Genomic DNA, 18,847 nt, shown 5'->3' with positions numbered 1-18,847 from the left:
TTAGGAGGATGCTATCGTGCTATATGCGCTGACAGGTTCTTTGGAAGCAGGGGTCATTTACGCGTTAATGGCTCTGGGCGTTTACGTAACGTTTCGAATTCTCGACTTTCCCGATTTGACCGTAGATGGCAGCTTTGCCACCGGCGGGGCCGTTGCGGCTGTCATGATTACATCCGGCTATTCCCCGCTGCTCGCTACATTGGGGGCGCTGCTGGCGGGATGTGTGGCAGGAACCGTGACCGGACTGCTCCATACGAAAGGGAAAATCAATACGCTGCTGTCCGGTATTATTTCGATGATTGCTTTATATTCGATCAATTTGCGGATTATGGGTAAGGCGAATACACCGCTGCTGGGGGAAAGCACTCTATTCACACAGCTCAAATCCTTCTTGTCCAGTCTGCAGCCGCTTGCGATTTTGGCAGCCGTAGGGATATTCGTTCTGCTCATCAAATGGGCCATTGACTGGTTTTTGGATACAGAGATTGGCCTCGCGATTCGGGCCACCGGCGACAATACGAAAATGATCCGCAGCCTCTCTGCGAACACCGACAATATGAAAATTATCGGGCTGAGCCTGTCTAATGGCTTGGTAGCGCTATCCGGCGCGCTTTTCGCCCAATATCAGGAGTTTGCGGATGTCTCAATGGGAATCGGCATTATCATCATCGGTTTGGCCTCCGTCATTATGGGGGAAGCCGTGTTCGGTCGTGCTTCCATTCGGCGGGCAACCTTCGCCGTAATCGGAGGAGCTATAGTCTATCGCCTCATTATTATGCTTGCACTCCGCATCGGGTTGAATCCGAATGACCTGAAGCTGCTAACCGCCGTCATTGTGGTCGCTGCCCTTGTCATGTCACGGGTTCTAACAACATGGAAAGAAAGGCGAATGAGATCCTTTCAAGAAGATGCTCCACACCTGTCCATCGACCACGGAGCAAGGGGGGAAAGCCATGCTGAAACTTGAGGGGATTCGAAAAGTGTTCAACCGCAGGACGGCGAGCGAGAAAATTGCTCTGCAACATATAAACTTGACGCTTCGTGAGGGTGAATTCGTAACGATTATCGGCTCCAATGGGGCGGGCAAGTCCACGCTGATGAATATGATCTCGGGCGGGATGACTCCAGATAGCGGAGCCATTGAAATCGACGGCGAGAACGTGACCAGCCTCTCTGAATTCGAGCGTTCGCGCAAGATCGGGCGCGTGTTCCAAGACCCGATGGCTGGCACGGCGCCGACGATGACGATTGAGGAGAATCTCGCGGTTGCTTACTCGCGTGACAAAGGACGTACCCTGTACCGGGGTGTGAACAAGAAGCGGAAGGATCTGTTCCGCGAGAGCCTTGCCTCACTGCACCTAGGGCTCGAGAATCGGCTGTCAGCTAAGGCCGGACTGCTGTCAGGCGGAGAGCGGCAGGCGCTTAGCCTGCTGATGGCGACCTTCACGCAGCCGAAGGTGTTGCTGCTGGATGAGCATACGGCTGCGCTTGACCCGGCGCGGGCGCAATTGATTACAGCGCTGACAAAGGAAGTCGTCGAGCGTTCCAACTTCACGACGCTGATGGTGACGCACAATATGCAGCAAGCCATCGAGCTCGGCAACCGCCTGATTATGATGGATGCAGGCGAGATTATTTTGGATGTGCCGGAGGAGGAAAAGAAGCATTTGACGATTGAGGTATTGTTGAAAAAATTCTCCCAGTTGAAGGGAGTCGCGGATGACCGCTTGCTGTTGGGATAGCAAAAAAGGGAAAGGGAGCGGTATTGATGATTCAAAGTCAGGGGCATCCGTCTGCCTCGCCAGTTATAGAGAAGGCAGGAAAGAGAATGCGGCATGAAGATATGCGCGGGCTGCTTGAGCCGTATCAAGTGCTTGAACCCTATCAGGTGCTGGCGCCGGACGGAGAGCTTCGCCACCCTACCGAGGGAGCCATTGACGAGGATCTGGCAATAAAAATGTACGAGAACATGATGCTGACAAGAATGTTCGATCGGAAGGCGGTCAACCTGCAAAGGCAGGGCCGAATGGGCACGTACGCCCCTTATGAGGGGCAGGAAGCCTCGCAGGTCGGGAGTGCACTGGCACTGTCCCCCAATGATTGGTTGTTTCCCAGCTATCGCGATCATGCTGCTGCAATTACGCATGGGCAGGCGCTCAGCAGGGTGCTGCTTTATTGGATGGGCCATATGGAAGGCTCGATCAGTCCGGAAGGCCGCCATATTATGCCGCCATGCGTGCCGATAGCCACGCATTTGACGCATGCCGTAGGCACATCGTGGGCCGCTAAGCTAAAGGGTGAGAAGCAGGCGAGCATCGTGTACTTCGGCGAAGGGGCAACCTCGGAGGGAGATTTCCATGAGGCCTTGAATTTTGCCGGGGTATATCAGACGGCTACTGTATTCTTCTGCCAGAATAACGGCTACGCCATCAGCGTGCCGTTCCATGCGCAGTCCGCTTCCCGAACGATCGCCCAGCGCGCGGCTGCTTACGATATGCCGGGTGTTCGAGTGGATGGTAACGATGTGTTCGCCGTCTGGCTGACCGTACGCGAAGCGATTGAACGCGGCTTGAACGGCGGCGGACCGACGCTTATCGAGGCAGTCACGTTCCGTTACGGGCCGCATACGACCAGCGACGATCCGCGCAAATATCGGGATCAAGCCCGGCTCTCTGCCGAGTGGAGGGAGCAGCGCGATCCAATAGAGCGCTTGAAGCGGTATCTCGTGAAGAGGGGAATTTGGGGCCAGGAGCATGAGGAGCGTCTTGTGGATCGGATCAGCGGCCTTATCGAGGCCGCGGTTGCAGAGGCGGAGAGCTATCCGAATTCCCAGCCTGAGGATATGTTCATGCACGTAAACGCTGACATGCTGTGGCCTGTGGCTGAGCAGCGGGAACAGAGCGGCCTGTGTGCGGAAAGGCAGGGTGAAGCATGAGCCGGAACGTAACGATCTTGCAAGCGATTAATGAAGCACTTGATCAGAAGCTGGCGGACGATCAGCGCGTCATGCTGACAGGGGAAGACATTGGCGTCAACGGCGGTGTGTTTCGAGCAACGGAAGGACTATTCGAGAAGTACGGCCAGGAGCGGGTTGTGGATACGCCGCTGGCTGAAGCCGGCATTATTGGCTCGGCAATCGGGCTGGCGCTGAATGGCTTCATTCCAGTCGTTGAAATTCAGTTTTTGGCCTTCATTTATCCCGGCTTCGAGCAGATCGTCACACATGCGGCCCGCATGCGGTATCGGACGCGGGGACAGTACAATGTCCCTATTGTTATCCGCACGCCATACGGCGCGGGAATTAGAGGGCCAGAGCTTCATTCGGAGAGTGTGGAAGCATTCTTCGTTCATACGCCCGGGCTTAAGGTGGTCGTACCGAGCAATCCTTACGATGCCAAGGGTTTGCTTGTTAGCGCCATTGAGGATCCCGATCCGGTCGTATTTTTGGAACCGGCAAGGATTTACCGAGCCTTCAAGGCAGAAGTGCCGGAAGAGATGTACCGCATTCCGCTAGGGAAGGCGAACATTGTCCGGGAAGGCACAGATGTGACGCTGATTTCATGGGGGGCCATGATGCGGGTGGCGCTTGAAGCGGCGCGGCAGCTGGAGCAGGAGAAGGGCTGGTCTTGTGAGGTCATCGATCTCCGCTCGTTGTATCCGCTTGATCGGGATGCAATTGCCGCATCCGTGAAGAAAACAGGCCGCGCGATAATTGTTCATGAGGCGCAGAAGACGGCCGGCGTCGGAGCAGAAATTGTTTCGCTGATCAATGATGAAGCGCTGATGTATTTGCGGGCTCCGATTCAGCGAATTACTGGCTTTGATGTGCCAGTTCCGCAGTTCTCGCTCGAGGATGTCTATGTTCCGACGGTCGGGCGGGTAAGAGAAGGAATCGCTGCAGCGATACAGTTCTGACCGTTCAGGAGGAGGAACGCGAATGATAGAGTTCAAGCTTCCCGACGTAGGAGAAGGCATCCACGAAGGGGAGATCGGGAAATGGCTCATTAAGGAAGGGGAATGGGTGGCCTGCGATCAGCCGATCGTCGAGGTGCAGACGGACAAAGTGAACGCCGAGCTGACCTCTCCGGCGGCCGGCGTAGTGCGCAAGCTGATGTTCGCCGAGGGTGCTGGAGTTCGAGTAGGCGAGGTATTGTTCCTTCTCGAAGCGGAGGGGCGCATCCCTGCGATGGAAGCGGGCAAGGCGGAACAGGCGGCTTCAGTGGCAGCGGTTGTCAACGCTCCTTCGCCATCACCAGCAGTGGCCTTGCCATTGTCTGCAGCGACATCGCCGTCGGTGTCTGCTGAATTACCTGTGGGAAGAGTGCGCGCAGCTCCCTATGTTCGCCAGCTTGCGAGGCAGTTGAATGTCGACATCGAGCAAGTGAAGGGGAGCGGAGCCGCCGGGCGGATATCGGAAGAGGACGTACGGCGCTATGCTGCTGCGGGCACGACTAAGGAAGCGGAAGGGGCAGGGGCAGACCTAACATGGGAAAATGCGGTTCAGCCTGCGCTGGAGCGGACGGCTTCCGCTGTCCGGCCGCAGAATGCCGCTGCCGGGTTGCATGGGGCCGCACCGACTTCTTGCGCCGAGGAGCGGCTTCCGCTGCGCGGCATTCGCTTGAAGATCGCCGAGAGGCTGGTTAAGGCAGTGACCATCATCCCGCATGTCACGCAGGTGGATGAACTGGAAGCCGATGCCCTGCAGGCGCTGCGTGAGCGGCTTCGGCCGCTGGCGGCCGAACGGCAGGTGAAGTTGACATACTTGCCGTTTTTCATCAAGGCAATTGTCATCGCGCTTAAGGAGTTCCCATTCTTCAACGCTTCGCTTGATGACGAGACGAAGGAAATTGTGTTGAAGCGCTATTATCACATCGGGATTGCGACCGATACACCGGACGGTCTTATTGTTCCGGTTATCCGGGACGCCGACCGGAAGACAGTATTTGAGATGGCGGAAGAAATTGGGCGGTTGTCGGAGCGGGCGCGGGAAGGAAAGCTGAAGCTTGCGGACATTACCGGCGGTACCTTCACGATCAGCAACGTCGGCCCGATCGGCAGCCTGCTCGCAACGCCGATCATTAACCATCCGGAAGCGGCCATTCTGGCGCTGCACAAAATGGAGCCGCGCATGGTCGTTCGCAATGGGGAAGGTGTCATACGCCTCATGATGAATATGGCGCTTTCCTTCGACCATCGACTTATCGATGGGGCGGAGGCGATTCGATTCACGAATCGGATCAAGCGGCTGCTAGAGCAGCCCGACTTATTATGGGCGGAGATGGTATAGATGGTCGTCGGTGAAATTGCAGTAGAAACGGATGTTGTTGTCATTGGCGGCGGGCCTGGCGGCTATACGTCAGCGATCCGGCTGGGCCAGTTAGGCAAATCGGTCGTGTTGGTGGAAAAAGAGGAGCTCGGCGGTGTTTGTCTTCATTCGGGCTGCATTCCGTCCAAGGCGCTGATTCATGCGGCCGGATTGTATGACGAAGCCAGATCGGCTTCCAAGCTGGGACTGCGGATGGAGCCTGGGGCTCTTTCCTTCAATATGTCCGATTGGCAGTTGTGGAAGTCCGGAATTGTCGGCAGGCTGGGAAGCGGAGTGGCGCAGCTCTGCGCCGCTAACGGGGTTACGGTCGTGAAAGGGAGCGCACTCTTCCTGTCCGATGACCGCGTCGGGGTAGAGACGGAATCCGGCTTCGAGACCTACAAGTTCAAGCAGGCGGTTATCGCGACAGGATCGCGGCCGCATCTCCCAGCATTCGCTGCGGCAGGTGGTTCCCGCATCCTCACTTCCACGGGGGCGCTGGAATCGGACAGTATACCGGAGCATTTAGTCATTATCGGGAGCGGCTATATTGGCATCGAATTGGGCATGGCATTCGCCAAACTTGGATGCCGCGTCACACTTATTGAGCGCGAGGAGCGAATTCTCCCGCTTGTGGAAGGCAGCCTCGCTGCGGTAGTGAAGCGGCGCGCCGGCAAGCTAGGGATGGTCATCAAGATGGGTACGGAAGTGCGCGCGGTTATGGAGCATGATGATCATGTTGAGCTGCGACTCGAATCGAGGCAGCAAGGGGAGGAGAGCGTCCTCTGCGACAAGGTGCTTGTGACAGTCGGACGCATGCCGAACACAGAAGGACTCGGTCTCAGTCAGGCCGGGGTACGAATGGATGAGCGCGGCTATGTTCCGGTCGATGCGGAATGTCGAACCAATGTGCGCCACATTTTCGCCATTGGTGATATTACGCCGGGGCCTGCTCTTGCTCATCGCGCCGCGAGGCAGGGCACGGTCGCCGCGGAGGTGATCGGCGGATTGCCGAGTGCTTTCGACTCGCCGTATGTGCCGTACGTTATTTTTTCTGACCCGCAAATTGCCGGAGTGGGACTGACGCGGGCGGAAGCCGAGCGGCAGGGCATTAAGGTAAAAACGGGCCGCTTTCCTTTCCGTGCTAACGGATACGCATTGGCGGCTGGGAAGATAGACGGTTTTGCGGAAGTAGTCATCGAAGAGGATACCGGCTTGCTGTTGGGCATGCATGTGGTTGGGGCGGATGCCGGCAGCTTGATTGGCCAGGGGGTCCTCGCCCTCGAAATGGCTGCGAGAGCGGAGGATGTGGCTATGACGGTGCATCCGCATCCGACGCTTAGTGAAGGCTGGCTGGAAGCCGCCGCCGCCGCTTTGGGGCATGCCATACACATTGTGAACGAGAGGAGGCTGGAAGATGAGTAATCGGAAGGGCCAGGATGGATCGCTGGACGACGAGCGTTTGGCGCATTTTCTGAACCGAATTGACCGGGGAGACAAGATTGAAGCGGACGATTGGATGCCAGACGATTACCGCAACCAGTTAATTAAGCTGATATCGATGCATGGCGTTAGTGAAATAATGGGGGCGCTTCCGGAGAAGGAATGGGTTCCGAAGGCGCCGACGCTGCGCCGCAAACTGGCGATTATGGCTAAGGTGCAGGATGAGATGGGACATGGACAGCTGCTGCTGCGGGTCGCGGAGGATCTAATGGCGCCGCTTGGCCAGACTCGTGAGGACCTGCTGCGCAATCTGTTCTCAGGAAAGCTGAAATTCCACAACGTGTTCCATATGGAGGCGCCCACATGGGCAGATGCCGGCGTCATCGCCTGGCTCGTCGACGGCGCCGCGATCATTACCCAGTCTATGTCGCTCGAGACATCCTACGCGCCATATGCCCGCGCGCTCCAGCGCATATGCGCGGAAGAGAAATTCCATGCCCAGCACGGTGAAAGCATTGTATTGGGGCTGGCCGAAGGAACGCCGGCGCAGCGCCGGATGCTGCAGGAGGCCGTAAACCGCTGGTGGCCTTCCTTGCTGATGTTCTTTGGCCCGCCAGAAGGCGGAACCGTGTCCAGCAACCAGCAGATGAACATGCGTTACAAGATTCGCACGCAGACGAACGAGGAGCTGCGGCAGGCCTTTTTCCATAAATATGTGAACCGGATTTATCATTTGGGTTTGACGCTTCCGGACGACACGATTCGTTACGACGAAGCGGAGGGCGTCTGGCATTACCAGCAGCCCGATTGGGATCTCTTTGTACAAATTGTGCGTGGAAACGGGCCTTGCTCAGTACAGCGGCTGCGGCTGCGGAAAACGTCCTACGAAGAGGCGGAATGGGTGCGGGAAGCGATGGTGGCGCCTCCGCCCCGTACATCCTATGCGGCTGGAGGAGAGGCGATATGAGCAGCGAACGGAAAGAGAAATTTGCCGTCTATGAGGTATTCAGCCAAAAGAGCCCGTCTGCCGGCTTCGTGCACCAGTTCAGCTTGTTGGCGCCTAACCCGGAAGCCGCGCTCCTGATGGCGCGGGAGAACTTCATGCGCCGCGAGCCCTGCATCAACATCTGGGTTGTGAACCGCGATGATATTCACGGACTGACACCGGAGGAACGCGAGAGCCTCGAACGGCTGGACAACAAAAGCTACCGCGAAACAAAGGGATATGGCGACATCCAATCGAGGTGGCGGCGCCACAAGGAAGAGTATGAGAGCATGGTGGATATCGCAGCACAGAAGGAGGGGTGAAATGTCGGAGCATATCGAAGTAGCGGCGGCGGAAGAGGCCAAGCGCCGCCCGGATTATACTCGGGCGCTGCAGGAGCTTTTGCTGCAGATTGCAGACGATGACTATATTTTGGCATACCGGGGATCGGAATGGCTTGGGCTGGCGCCTCACATCGAAGAAGATGTCGCTTTCTCCTCGATGGCGCAGGACATGATGGGGCATGCAGCGATGCTATACGAGATGCTGGAGGAGTTGGGAGCTGGCAAGGCGGATGACCTGGCGCATTTGCGCAGCCCGGAGGCGTTCCGCAATGCCATACTGCTCGAGCGACCGAACGGACCAGGCGAATATGCGAATGAGCCGCATTACGACTGGGCGTTCGCGATTGCCCGCTGCAGCCTATACGGCCTATTCAAGGAAATCCGGCTGGAAGTGCTGACCTATTCCTCGTATGTGCCGCTAAGGCAGGAGGCCAGCAAAATGCTGCGCGAGCATCAGTATCACAGCCGGTATTGGCGCTCCTGGTTCACGCGGCTGGCAGGCGGCACGAACGAGGCGCGTTCCCGATTGATTGCGGCTGTAGCCCAGGTGTGGAGCGATATTGGAAGCCTGTTCCCGCTAGGCAGCGAGGAGGAGGCGATCGTACGCTTCGGTCTGAGCATAGGTGGCGATGAATTGGCACGGCGCTGGAAGACATCGGCGCAGAGCTTGTTCGAAGCGAGTGGGCTCGCATGGCCAGGAGACTGGAGTACTCCTGTCAGGACTGGACGCGACGGGCAGCATACCGACGATTTGACGCAAGTCGTCGGCATCTTGTCGGAGGTGTACCGGATTGACCCGGCGGCCAGCTGGTAAAGGAGGCGGTTCATCGTGACGCAGATTATGCGGCAGATGCCAACGGGGCTTGAGGAACGAATTTGGGCACTGCTGCAGGAGGTCAAGGATCCAGAAATCCCCGTCATCAGCATGATCGAGATGGGGATGATTCACAGCGTAGTTGTAGACGAGAGCGTGGTTGAGGTGGAGGTGCTGCCGACCTTCATTGGCTGTCCTGCTCTGGAATTGATGAGGAGCGAAATTCAGGAGAAGCTGCTTTCCATCGAGGAAGTGCGCGAGGCGAACGTCCACTTCCTGCGGGAACCAGCCTGGATCTCGGATCGGATTAGCGACGAAGGCCGGGAGAAGCTGCGTTCATTCGGCATTGTTGCACCGCCGCGCGGTTGTACGCCGGGCGAGGAGTGGAAGGTGCGGTGCCCCTATTGCGATTCTCCGTACACTCGCATGGACAATATGTTCGGCCCGGCGGCTTGCCGCAGCATTTTATATTGCAGGCACTGCAAAAATCCGTTCGAAGCCTTGAAAGTGTTGTGAGGCTAGGCTTGGGCTTGTATGGTTCGTAATGCCTTTAATGCTCTAGTGCTTAGTATTTAATGCTTAATGCTTAATGCTTAATGCTTAATGCTTAATGCTTAATGCTTAATCTCTAGTGCTCTAAGGCTTCAAGATTTTAAGGATTGATGCCTGTAGTTTAGCGGGAATGTGATGTTGTTAGACGTTTGGTTTGTTGCACTGCGTTTTTTGTGTGGTATTACAAGGTTCTGTAAGGGTTGATCAAGTTATTTTAAAGGCAACGTCATGAAAGGCAAGAAACACTATTGCGCACATTTGCGCTGCCTTTGGAGCGGAATAAGCTGCAGAGGAAGAGGGAGGGTATCCGATAACGATGGAAAAAAGCATGCAAACTGTTGAATTGAAGTCGATGTTTATCAACGGAGAATGGACGCAAGCGCAAGGCGGCGGTACGCTCCGCGTTGTTAATCCGGCAACCGGTGAAGAGGTAGGGACGGTAAGCTACGGTGACCATTTGGACGCCAGAGCGGCCATCGATGCGGCCCATCTGGCATTTCCAAGCTGGTCCCGCTTGACTGCCCGTGAGCGCTCAAAATATTTGTACCAATTATATGAATTGGTGCGCAGCCATCGTGATGAATTGGCGAGCATCATCTCGGCCGAGATGGGCAAGCCGCTGCGTGAGGCCAAGGGCGAGGTGCTGGGAGCTGCCGACAACTTCATGTGGTATGCAGAGGAAGCGAAGCGGGTGTATGGCGAGACGGTTCCGTCCTCTGTGCCGAACAAGCGAATTATGGTCAGCCGCCATCCGGTCGGCGTCGTCGGAGCGATCACACCATGGAACTTCCCGGTTAATATGGTCGCGCGGAAGATTGCGCCCGCACTCGCCGCAGGGTGCACGGTTGTTTTGAAGCCAGCCGAGAGCACGCCGCTAAGCGCAATTAAGTTATTCGAGCTGATCGCACAAGCAGGGTTCCCAGCCGGTGTCGCTAATCTGGTCATCGGCCAGCCGGAGACGGTGGGCCAGGAACTTCTCGACAATCCAAAGGTTCGCAAAATTGCCTTCACTGGCTCGACGCGCGTCGGCAAGCTATTGATGGAAGGGGCGGCCAAGCACGTGAAGCGGGTCAGTCTGGAATTGGGCGGGCATGCGCCGTTTATTGTGTTCGAGGATGCAGACTTGGACGCGGCGGTTGCAGGGCTGTTCGAGAGCAAGTTCCGCAATTCGGGTCAAATGTGCATCTGTACGAACCGCCTGTATGTGCATGAGTCTGTGGCGGAGGAATTCAGCGCCAAGCTGATCGAGCGGCTGAGCAAGGCAAAGGTCGGCGACGGACGCAGCAAAGAGACGGAAATTGGCCCGCTCGTCAACCAACGGGCGCTTGATAAAGTGCTGCGCCATATTCAGGATGCACAAGACAAAGGCGGGAAAATTGTTTTCGGCGGCAAGCGCTTGATGGAGGGGGAATACGGCAAAGGCTTCTATTGCGAGCCGACCGTCATTACGGGCGTAACTAAGGAAATGGAGATTGCTGCCGAGGAAACATTCGGCCCAGTTGTGCCGATGATGACCTTCACGGATGAAACGGACGTTATCCAAATGGCGAACGACACATCATATGGCTTGGCTGCCTATGCCTATACGCGCGACAGCAGCCGCTGTTTCCGTCTGGCAGAGGCTTTGGAATACGGCATCGTAGGTATTAATGATGGTTCACCAACACAGACTCAGGCGCCATTCGGAGGCTGGAAGGAAAGCGGACTTGGCCTGGAGGGCGGACGCTACGGAATGGATGCATTTTTGGAAACGAAATTTGTTTCGTTCGGGTTGTAATCATCGTTTTGATAGATGTAATGAATGAATATTGAGAGATAAGGGAGGATTTATTCATGGTCAAATTAATCGCGATCTACCGCAAGCCTGAGGATGTCGAGGCGTTCAACGAGCATTATTTTAATACCCATTCTCCATTGGCAGCAAAAATGCCTGGACTCGTGAAGATGGAAGTGGGAACGATTTATGGAACGCCAATGGGGGATAGCGATCTGCACCTGATTTGCGAGATGTATTTTGAATCGAAAGAGGCCTTGAAGGCAGCCCTGTCATCCGCTGAGGGCAAGGCGTCCGGCAAGGATTTGATGGGATTTGCCGGCAAAGTGGTATCCATGCATATGGCGGAGGTTCATGAGTGAGCAAGCCGACGCATCGCAACCGGTTTAATGATTTGCTTGGAATCGAGATCGTTCGGCTGGATGAAGATGGCTGTGTTATGCAATTGCATACCCATCCTGATCTTCATAACAGCATCGAAGGCTTTGTACATGGCGGCGTGACGAACACGTTGGCTGACGCCGCCATGGGCCATGCGGCTGCACCCCCGATTGACGGGGTGCAGCAGTGTGTAACCGTGGAGAGCAAGATCAATTATTTGTCTCCGGCCATCGGCGAACTTCTCGTTGCGGAGTCTCGGGTGCTGAAGCGGGGGCGCAATTTAATTGTGACGGACGCTCGCATTACCTGCGATGGGAAGCTTGTCGCTGTCGCTTTGGGGACATACGCGCGCGTCAGTCCAAAACGAGGGGAACAAGGCGCGGAATTGCCGTCCACGAAGCAGGAATAAGGCGATGGAGTAAAAGCAATGGGAGGTTGTCGAGCAGACGGATCAGCGGAAAAGAGGGGGCTTGAACGAATCGATGGAGATGCAGGAGCAGAGGCTGAGCAGGGCGTCGGTGCAAAGTGAGGTGCCGGTGCAGGATCAAGAACAGGGTCAATATCAGAAAAATCTGAAACAGGGACATGAACAGGTACAAGACCAGGTAAAAGACCAGGTACAAGTTCAGGTACAAGTTCAGGGTACGCTCCAGGAGCAAGGGACGGTACAGTCAGTGAAGCTGGATCGCCACGGTCATGTTGCCGTCATTACGCTGAATCGGCCTGCCGACTTAAATGCCCTCAATTATGAAACGCTGGTGCGCCTGGGAGAAATCGTTGTGGAAATCCGGGAGGATCGTCATCAGATTCGTGCCGTCATCGTGACGGGCACGGGCCGAGCCTTCAGCGCAGGGGCTGATCTAAAGGAACGGCGCACGCTGAATGAACAACAGGTGAGACGCAACGTGCGTGCGATCCGGGATGTATTCACCGCCGTGGAGGAGCTTCCGCAGCCGACGATTGCAGCGGTGAATGGATATGCGTTCGGCGGCGGTTTCGAATTAATGCTGGCCTGCGATTTGCGCTTAGCTGTCCGGGATGCCCGTATGGGACTTACCGAGGTGAGTCTGGGCATCATTCCCGGTGCAGGTGGAACGCAGCGGCTGCCGCGGCTTATCGGGCCAGCGCGGGCGAAGGAGCTCATCCTGACTGCGCGGAAAATGAACGCCCAAGATGCGCTGCAATACGGATTGCTGAACGGAATAGCCGATGACGCAGAGCAGCTCCACACAATGACGCTTGATTTGGCAAATGAGATTGCATCTAATGCGCCGCTCGCGGTCTATCAGGCCAAATACGCCATAAACCGGGGCAGCCATGTTGGTCTGTATTCCGGACTAGAGGTTGAGGCACAAGCCTATGAGATGATTATCCCGACGAAGGATCGGGCGGAGGCATTAGAAGCCTTTGCGGATAAACGAAAGCCTGTCTTCCGTGGGGAGTAGGAGGGTAGCGCGTGATATTCAATGTCGAAATGGAAACGATGCCGCATGAACGGATGCGAGCGCTCCAACTGGAGAGACTCCGCCACGCCGTCAAGCGGGCATATGACCGAGTACCTTTTCATCGTGCCGCGTTGGATCGGGCGGGCCTTGATCCGGAGGACATTCGCAGTTTGGATGATATCCGCCGCCTGCCGTTCATGAAGAAATCCGATCTGCGCGATTATTATCCGTTCGGATTGTTCGCGACCGAGATGAGCGAAGTTGTACGTATCCATGGTTCATCCGGCACGAGAGGCAAGCCGATCGTTGTGGGGTACACGAAGCAGGATATTGAAGCTTGGGCGGAAATTGTTGCGCGCGCCATTTGCTGCGCAGGCGGTCGACCCGGGGATATTTTCCACAACGCGTATGGGTATGGCTTGTTCACGGGCGGATTGGGCCTGCATTATGGCATCGAGTGTCTGGGCGCAGTCGCTGTGCCCGTGTCGGGAGGGAATACACCGCGCCAGATTACGCTTATTCAGGATTTCAAGCCGCGCGGGTTGTCAGGTACACCGTCTTATATTTTGAATCTGGTGGAGGAAATGCGAAAGCAGGGCATTGATACCCGTTCAACGAGCATCGAGTACGGCATTTTTGGCGCGGAGCCTTGGTCGGAGGAAATGCGCCGCCATCTAGAGGATGCTCTTGGCATTAAGGCGATTGATATTTATGGATTGAGTGAGGTGCTTGGGCCAGGTATCGCTATCGAGTGCCAGGAAGCGCAGGATGGTCTGCATATTGCCGAAGATCATTTTCTGGCGGAGGTGGTCGATCGCGAGACGGGTGAACCGCTGCCGTACGGGCAGGAAGGCGAGCTGGTGTTTACTTCACTGACCAAGGAAGCATTCCCAGTCATCCGCTACCGGACGGGCGATATTGCGTCGCTTCACCCGGGTACCTGCAAATGCGGCCGCACGACGATGCGGATGTCCCGGATTAAAGGAAGAGTAGATGACATGCTGATTATACGCGGCGTCAACGTTTACCCAACCGAGCTCGAGGCTGTGCTGCTTAACTTCTCCCAACTTGCGCCCCATTATCAAGTCGTCATTGAGCGGGACAATGCACTTGACCGCTTCGAGATTCATTGCGAGATTACGCCGGAATTCTGGAATCGGGTAGGCAGCGCTCTGGAAAGCCAGGAGGTTGCCGAGCTGGTAAAGGAGATCGGCAAGGCGATCAAATGCTCGCTCGGTGTCTCTGTTTTACTGCATGTGAATGAGCCGGATTCGATTGCGCGCAGCGAGGGAAAAGCAGTACGCATTGTTGATAACCGCAAGCGAGCGGCAGACGTTCAAGAAAGTGAAGGAGTGGGGGCGGGATGACGAAGATGGGCAGTAGGAATGTGACCGTGTCGGTGGACGGCGCTGTAGGTGTGCTTACCCTGAATCGGCCTGACGTGTTGAATGCTTTGAATCGCGAGCTGATGCAGGAACTGGTGGTCGAGCTGGAACGAATGGATCGGGACGATGCTGTGAAGGTGCTAGTTATTACAGGAAATGATAAGGCCTTCGCCGCCGGAGCGGATATTAGGGAAATGGCGGATGAATCCGCTGTATCGCTGCTATTGAAGCGGCAGTTCGATGTCTGGGATCGCATCGGCGGCATCGCTAAACCGATCATCGCCGCTGTGAGCGGATATGTGCTCGGTGGAGGCTGTGAGCTGATGATGAACTGTGATCTCGTTGTTGCCTCGGATACGGCGCGCTTCGGGCAGCCGGAAATTCGTATTGGCGTTATGCCTGGTGCTGGAGGAACGCAGCGGTTGACCAGGGCAGTGGGGCAGCGCAAGGCGATGGAACTGCTGCTGACCGGGGATACGATGCTCGCGGAAGAGGCTCTACGCTGTGGTCTAATTAACAAGGTAGCTCCAGTTGAGCTTTATTTGGAGGAAGCGCTGAAGCTTGCGCGGCGCATTGCCAACCAGCCGCCACTGGCTGTTTCCCTTATTAAGCAGGCCGTTCGCAAGGCGCAGGATCTTTCGCTGGCCGAAGGTCTTGATTTTGAGCGGCAATGTTTCCATCTGTTGTTCGCGAGCGAGGATCAGAAGGAAGGCATGCTTGCTTTTCAAGAGAAGCGAAGTCCCCAATTCAAGGGCAGATAGGAGGAATCATGGCTGTGTATGAGACGATTCTGTACGAAGTATCAGCAGGCGTAGCCCGGATCACGATGAATCGGCCGGATAAGTACAACGCCTTCACCGGGAAGATGATCGCCGAGATCATTGATGCGTTCCGTCAAGCAGGCAAAGATGCTGCGGCGCGCTGTATTGTCCTGACCGGAGCGGGCAAAGCATTCAACGCAGGGCAGGATCTGGGCGATGTGCCGGGTGCCGGCAGTGCGGTCGGGCAGGACGGAGCTGCAAACCACGGCGACATGCTGCGTTCGCGCTACAATCCGCTCATTATGCAAATTCGCAACACGGAGCTGCCGGTTATCGCGGCTGTGAACGGCGTAGCGGCAGGAGCAGGGATGAGCCTCGCTCTTGCTTGTGATATGCGTGTGATGTCTGAGCGGGCTTATTTTGTCAGTGCATTCATTAATATAGGGCTTGTTCCCGATTCAGGGGGATGCTACTTCCTGCCGCGCCTTGTCGGCTTGGCCAAGGCGATAGAAATTGCCACGATTCGGGATCGCGTTACGGCGAAGGAGGCGCATCGGATTGGCTTGGTCAATCGCGTATGCTCTGCCGAACGGCTGGACGAGGAAGCAGATGAGCTTGCAGCCAAGCTAGCTCAGCTTCCAACGCGGGCGATCTGGTTGATGAAGCAGACAATGAACCGGGGACTGGAAAAGGGGCTGGCGGAGACACTGGAGCAGGAGGCATATGCCCAGGAGATTGCCGGACGCACGCAGGATCACCGGGAAGGCATGCAGGCTTTTCTAGAGAAGCGGCCGCCTATGTTCAAGGGGGTATAGCCGATGGAAGACTATGTTTCCGGAGGAAGCCTCGGCATGGTCGGTATTATCGGTGCTGGCACGATGGGAGCGGGGATTGCGCTCGTATGCGCTCGGCGGGGTCGCCGTGTTCGATTGCAGGATATTAAGCCAGAGGTGCTGGAAGCTGCGCAAACCTATATTGGTACGGTTCTGTCGAAGGATGTTGCGAAGGGGAAAATCTCGGCGGAGGAGAAACGGTCGACACATAATCTTATTGAGTTAGTGCAGGACATGGCAGCATTAAGCTCATGCTCGATCGTCATCGAGGCGATCCCCGAGAATCTGGAGTTGAAGCGCTCTGTGTTCGCCCGCTTAACAGAGCTTTGCAGCAGTGATGCTCTGCTGCTGAGCAATACGTCTTCCCTTTCCATTACGGAACTTGCAGCAGGCTTGCCTCATCCGGAGCGCATCATAGGCTTTCATTTCTTCAACCCTGCGCCGGTGATGCCGCTCGTGGAAGTCATCCGCGGCCACAAGTCGGCAGATGCCTGCGTCGCTGCAGCTCGCAGGTTTGCGGAGGAACTTGGCAAGGTGCCTGTGTTGGCGGAGGACTCGCCCGGATTTATCGTCAACCGCGTCGCCCGACCTTATTATAATGAAGCGCTGCGCATCATAAGCGACCGAGTGGCTAAACCGGAGCAGATTGATCGCATTATGAAGCAGGCTGGCGGTTTCAAAATGGGGCCGTTCGAGCTGCAGGATCTAATTGGTCTCGACGTGAACCTGGCGACAACGGAATCGGTTTATACCCGGTTCAATCATGAGAGCCGCTTCAAGCCGAGCCGGATACAGCAGCGCATGGTGCAGGCAGGAAGCTTAGGCAGGAAGACAGGAGAGGGGTTTTATTCATATGACCAATAACACGATCCTGTTGGATGGGAACGGCCCGCTGCGCGAAGGCCTTCATGTGCTGCTAGAACGAAGCGGATATCAGATTATTTCCTTGGCAGAGTCGGAGGAGTGCAGGGATGCCCTCTCCTCGGTTCGATACGGTATGGAAGTAACCAATGATGATGTGCTTGAAAAGCAGGCCAACATCGTGAAAATGGATCGGCTATTACCGCCAGAAATACCAATCGCGGCTACCTCGTTAGCTCTCTCTGCCACTGAGATCGCATCATGGGCATCTCAACCGAAGCGAATATGCGGATTCGGAACGCTCGCACCCCTGGAAGAACGCGAGTTGATTGAAGTGGCTCCTGCCTTGCAGACATCAAAGGAAACCCTTCATCGTCTGGAGGAACTGTTCCGCTCTTTGGGTAAACAGGTAGACATTGTGCAGGATGAGGCGGGGCTCGTCTTCCCGCGCATTCTCGCCTTAATCGTAAATGAAGCTGCCTTCGCTCTAATGGAAGGGACGGCTTCCGCTGCGGATATCGATACGGCTATGAAGCTGGGAACCGGTTATCCGTACGGTCCGCTTGAATGGGCAGACAGAATCGGGCTGGATGATGTGCTGGCGGTTCTGAGCGGGCTCCACCGCGATCTGGGTGAAGAGCGGTACCGCCCAGCTCCGCTACTGCGCAAGCTCGTGCTAGCAGGCCGGTTTGGCTCCCGCCGCGGCCAAGGCTTCTATTCCTATGATATTGGGGGGGAACAAGATGGCAACACCCGTAATTATTGATGCGATACGTACGCCGATCGGACGCTACGGCGGAGCGCTCAAGGGTGTGCGCTCCGATGATCTGGGCGCGATCGTTATTCGCAGCCTGTTGGAGCGGAATCCAGTCGCCCCGGAGCGGGTAGACGGCGTTATTGTTGGCTGTGCAAATCAAGCGGGGGAGGATTGCCGCAATGTGGCGCGCATGTCGCTGCTGCTGGCTGGAATGCCGGTCGAGGTGCCGGGCGTGACGGTAAATCGCCTATGTGGATCTGGCATGGAGGCCGTTCAGCAAAGCGCCTATGCCATTATGGCAGGGGCGGGACATATGTATATTGCTGCCGGAACGGAGAGCATGACGCGGGCACCTTATGTGATGATGAAGCCGGAGGCCGCTTTTCAGCGTGGGCACCAGCAGATCTACGATACGACTTTGGGCTGGAGGATGACCAATGACAAGCTGGCCACTCTCTATCCTCCCATCAGTCTAGGGGAGACGGCGGAGAACGTGGCGGAGCAATACGGCGTCAGTCGGGAGGCGCAGGATGAGTTTGCGCTATCCAGCCAACGGAAGTATGCTGAAGCCCAAGCAGCGGGGAAGTTTGCAGCCGAGCTTGTTCCGGTGGAGGTGACTGGGCGCAAGGGCCAGATCATGAAGATCGAGCAGGATGAACATCCTCGTCCTGAGACGACGCTAGAGCAGTTGCAGAAGTTGAAGCCGGCCTTCAAGCAAGGGGGAACTGTGACGGCCGGGAACTCGTCGGGACTGAACGACGGGGCAGCGGCGCTGCTCATTATGGAACAGGAGGCCGCCCATTCGCTTGGACTTCGCCCACGCGCCCGCGTAGTTGCTGCTGCATCTGCTGGCGTCGATCCGTCCGTGATGGGAATCGGCCCCGTGCCGGCCGCGCGCAAAGCACTTCAGCAGGCTGGACTGAGTATCGAGGACATTGATCTGTTCGAGCTGAATGAAGCATTTGCTGCACAGGCAATTGCCAGCATGCGGGAGTTGAATATCGACCCGGTACGGGTGAATGTGAACGGCGGGGCGATTGCGATTGGGCATCCGCTCGGGTGCAGCGGGGCTCGGATATTAACGACACTGCTCAATGAGATGGAGCGCCGAGAGGTTCGTTACGGCTTGGCTGCGATGTGCATCGGTGTCGGTCAAGGCATCGCCACTATAATTGAGCGAATATGACCAGGCCGGCAGCCTGAATGG

General features: G+C 56.3%; 20 protein-coding genes. All 20 read left to right on the top strand.

Features of this window, described 5'->3' with window-relative positions; genetic code table 11:
• The first annotated feature begins 16 nt into the window (after positions 1–16).
• The 20 genes from BLS15_RS11275 (at position 17) to BLS15_RS11180 (ending at position 18,826) form a co-directional block, all read left to right on the top strand.
• A complete protein-coding gene (locus tag BLS15_RS11275) occupies positions 17–967 on the top strand; it encodes an ABC transporter permease (RefSeq protein ID WP_021256947.1) in 951 nt (316 codons plus the stop codon).
• On the top strand, positions 954–1,742 hold the full coding sequence (locus BLS15_RS11270) for an ABC transporter ATP-binding protein (protein WP_021256946.1): 789 nt from the start codon (positions 954–956) through the stop codon (positions 1,740–1,742). Before BLS15_RS11275 ends, BLS15_RS11270 begins: the two co-directional genes overlap by 14 nt.
• Before the next feature lie 101 nt (positions 1,743–1,843).
• Positions 1,844–2,935: a pyruvate dehydrogenase (acetyl-transferring) E1 component subunit alpha gene (gene pdhA, locus BLS15_RS11265; RefSeq protein WP_051613980.1), complete on the top strand. Its 1,092-nt coding sequence runs from the start codon at positions 1,844–1,846 to the stop codon at positions 2,933–2,935.
• Positions 2,932–3,915, top strand: coding sequence for an alpha-ketoacid dehydrogenase subunit beta (locus BLS15_RS11260; protein WP_021256944.1), 984 nt, complete (start codon positions 2,932–2,934; stop codon positions 3,913–3,915). Before pdhA ends, BLS15_RS11260 begins: the two co-directional genes overlap by 4 nt.
• A 22-nt stretch (positions 3,916–3,937) precedes the next feature.
• On the top strand, positions 3,938–5,287 hold the full coding sequence (locus BLS15_RS11255; protein WP_021256943.1) for a dihydrolipoamide acetyltransferase family protein: 1,350 nt from the start codon (positions 3,938–3,940) through the stop codon (positions 5,285–5,287).
• The gene (gene lpdA / locus BLS15_RS11250) at positions 5,288–6,730 is read left to right on the top strand and encodes a dihydrolipoyl dehydrogenase (protein WP_021256942.1); all 1,443 of its coding nucleotides are present in this window, start codon (positions 5,288–5,290) and stop codon (positions 6,728–6,730) included.
• Positions 6,723–7,715 carry a 1,2-phenylacetyl-CoA epoxidase subunit PaaA gene (gene paaA, locus BLS15_RS11245; protein WP_021256941.1) on the top strand — a complete coding sequence of 331 codons (993 nt, stop codon included), beginning with the start codon at positions 6,723–6,725 and terminating at the stop codon, positions 7,713–7,715. The genes lpdA and paaA overlap by 8 nt, the downstream gene beginning before the upstream one ends.
• Positions 7,712–8,056, top strand: a complete 345-nt coding sequence (paaB, locus tag BLS15_RS11240; protein WP_021256940.1) for a 1,2-phenylacetyl-CoA epoxidase subunit PaaB — start codon at positions 7,712–7,714, stop codon at positions 8,054–8,056. The genes paaA and paaB overlap by 4 nt, the downstream gene beginning before the upstream one ends.
• A gap of 1 nt (position 8,057) precedes the next feature.
• The gene (paaC, locus tag BLS15_RS11235) at positions 8,058–8,891 is read left to right on the top strand and encodes a 1,2-phenylacetyl-CoA epoxidase subunit PaaC (protein ID WP_090511461.1); all 834 of its coding nucleotides are present in this window, start codon (positions 8,058–8,060) and stop codon (positions 8,889–8,891) included.
• Between the two features lie 36 nt (positions 8,892–8,927).
• Entirely contained in the window at positions 8,928–9,407 is a 480-nt protein-coding gene (gene paaD / locus BLS15_RS11230) for a 1,2-phenylacetyl-CoA epoxidase subunit PaaD (protein WP_090511623.1), read from the top strand.
• Between the two features lie 352 nt (positions 9,408–9,759).
• Positions 9,760–11,220 (top strand): NAD-dependent succinate-semialdehyde dehydrogenase, encoded by a 1,461-nt coding sequence (locus tag BLS15_RS11225; RefSeq protein ID WP_021256937.1) that lies wholly within the window; start codon positions 9,760–9,762, stop codon positions 11,218–11,220.
• Positions 11,221–11,276: 56 nt separating this feature from the next.
• Positions 11,277–11,579: an EthD family reductase gene (locus tag BLS15_RS11220; RefSeq protein WP_021256936.1), complete on the top strand. Its 303-nt coding sequence runs from the start codon at positions 11,277–11,279 to the stop codon at positions 11,577–11,579.
• Positions 11,576–12,007, top strand: coding sequence for a PaaI family thioesterase (locus tag BLS15_RS11215; protein WP_021256935.1), 432 nt, complete (start codon positions 11,576–11,578; stop codon positions 12,005–12,007). Before BLS15_RS11220 ends, BLS15_RS11215 begins: the two co-directional genes overlap by 4 nt.
• A 73-nt stretch (positions 12,008–12,080) precedes the next feature.
• On the top strand, positions 12,081–13,043 hold the full coding sequence (locus BLS15_RS11210) for an enoyl-CoA hydratase-related protein (protein WP_021256934.1): 963 nt from the start codon (positions 12,081–12,083) through the stop codon (positions 13,041–13,043).
• An 11-nt stretch (positions 13,044–13,054) separates the two neighbouring features.
• Complete coding sequence (locus BLS15_RS11205) at positions 13,055–14,410, top strand: phenylacetate--CoA ligase family protein (RefSeq protein WP_090511457.1); 1,356 nt, start codon at positions 13,055–13,057, stop codon at positions 14,408–14,410.
• Positions 14,407–15,189, top strand: a complete 783-nt coding sequence (locus BLS15_RS11200) for an enoyl-CoA hydratase-related protein (protein WP_021256932.1) — start codon at positions 14,407–14,409, stop codon at positions 15,187–15,189. Before BLS15_RS11205 ends, BLS15_RS11200 begins: the two co-directional genes overlap by 4 nt.
• A 14-nt stretch (positions 15,190–15,203) precedes the next feature.
• Entirely contained in the window at positions 15,204–16,004 is an 801-nt protein-coding gene (locus BLS15_RS11195; protein ID WP_036592569.1) for an enoyl-CoA hydratase-related protein, read from the top strand.
• A gap of 3 nt (positions 16,005–16,007) precedes the next feature.
• A complete protein-coding gene (locus BLS15_RS11190; protein WP_021256930.1) occupies positions 16,008–16,886 on the top strand; it encodes a 3-hydroxyacyl-CoA dehydrogenase family protein in 879 nt (292 codons plus the stop codon).
• Positions 16,876–17,649, top strand: coding sequence for a 3-hydroxyacyl-CoA dehydrogenase family protein (locus BLS15_RS11185; RefSeq protein WP_175460754.1), 774 nt, complete (start codon positions 16,876–16,878; stop codon positions 17,647–17,649). Before BLS15_RS11190 ends, BLS15_RS11185 begins: the two co-directional genes overlap by 11 nt.
• Positions 17,627–18,826, top strand: coding sequence for a thiolase family protein (locus tag BLS15_RS11180; protein ID WP_090511448.1), 1,200 nt, complete (start codon positions 17,627–17,629; stop codon positions 18,824–18,826). The genes BLS15_RS11185 and BLS15_RS11180 overlap by 23 nt, the downstream gene beginning before the upstream one ends.
• Positions 18,827–18,847: the final 21 nt, after the last annotated feature.

This window comes from Paenibacillus sp. cl6col (genome assembly GCF_900102125.1).
In the GTDB taxonomy this organism is placed as follows: domain Bacteria; phylum Bacillota; class Bacilli; order Paenibacillales; family Paenibacillaceae; genus Paenibacillus_B; species Paenibacillus_B suaedae.
Note: the sequence above shows the minus strand (reverse complement) of the source record. Positions and strands in the feature narration are given on the sequence as shown.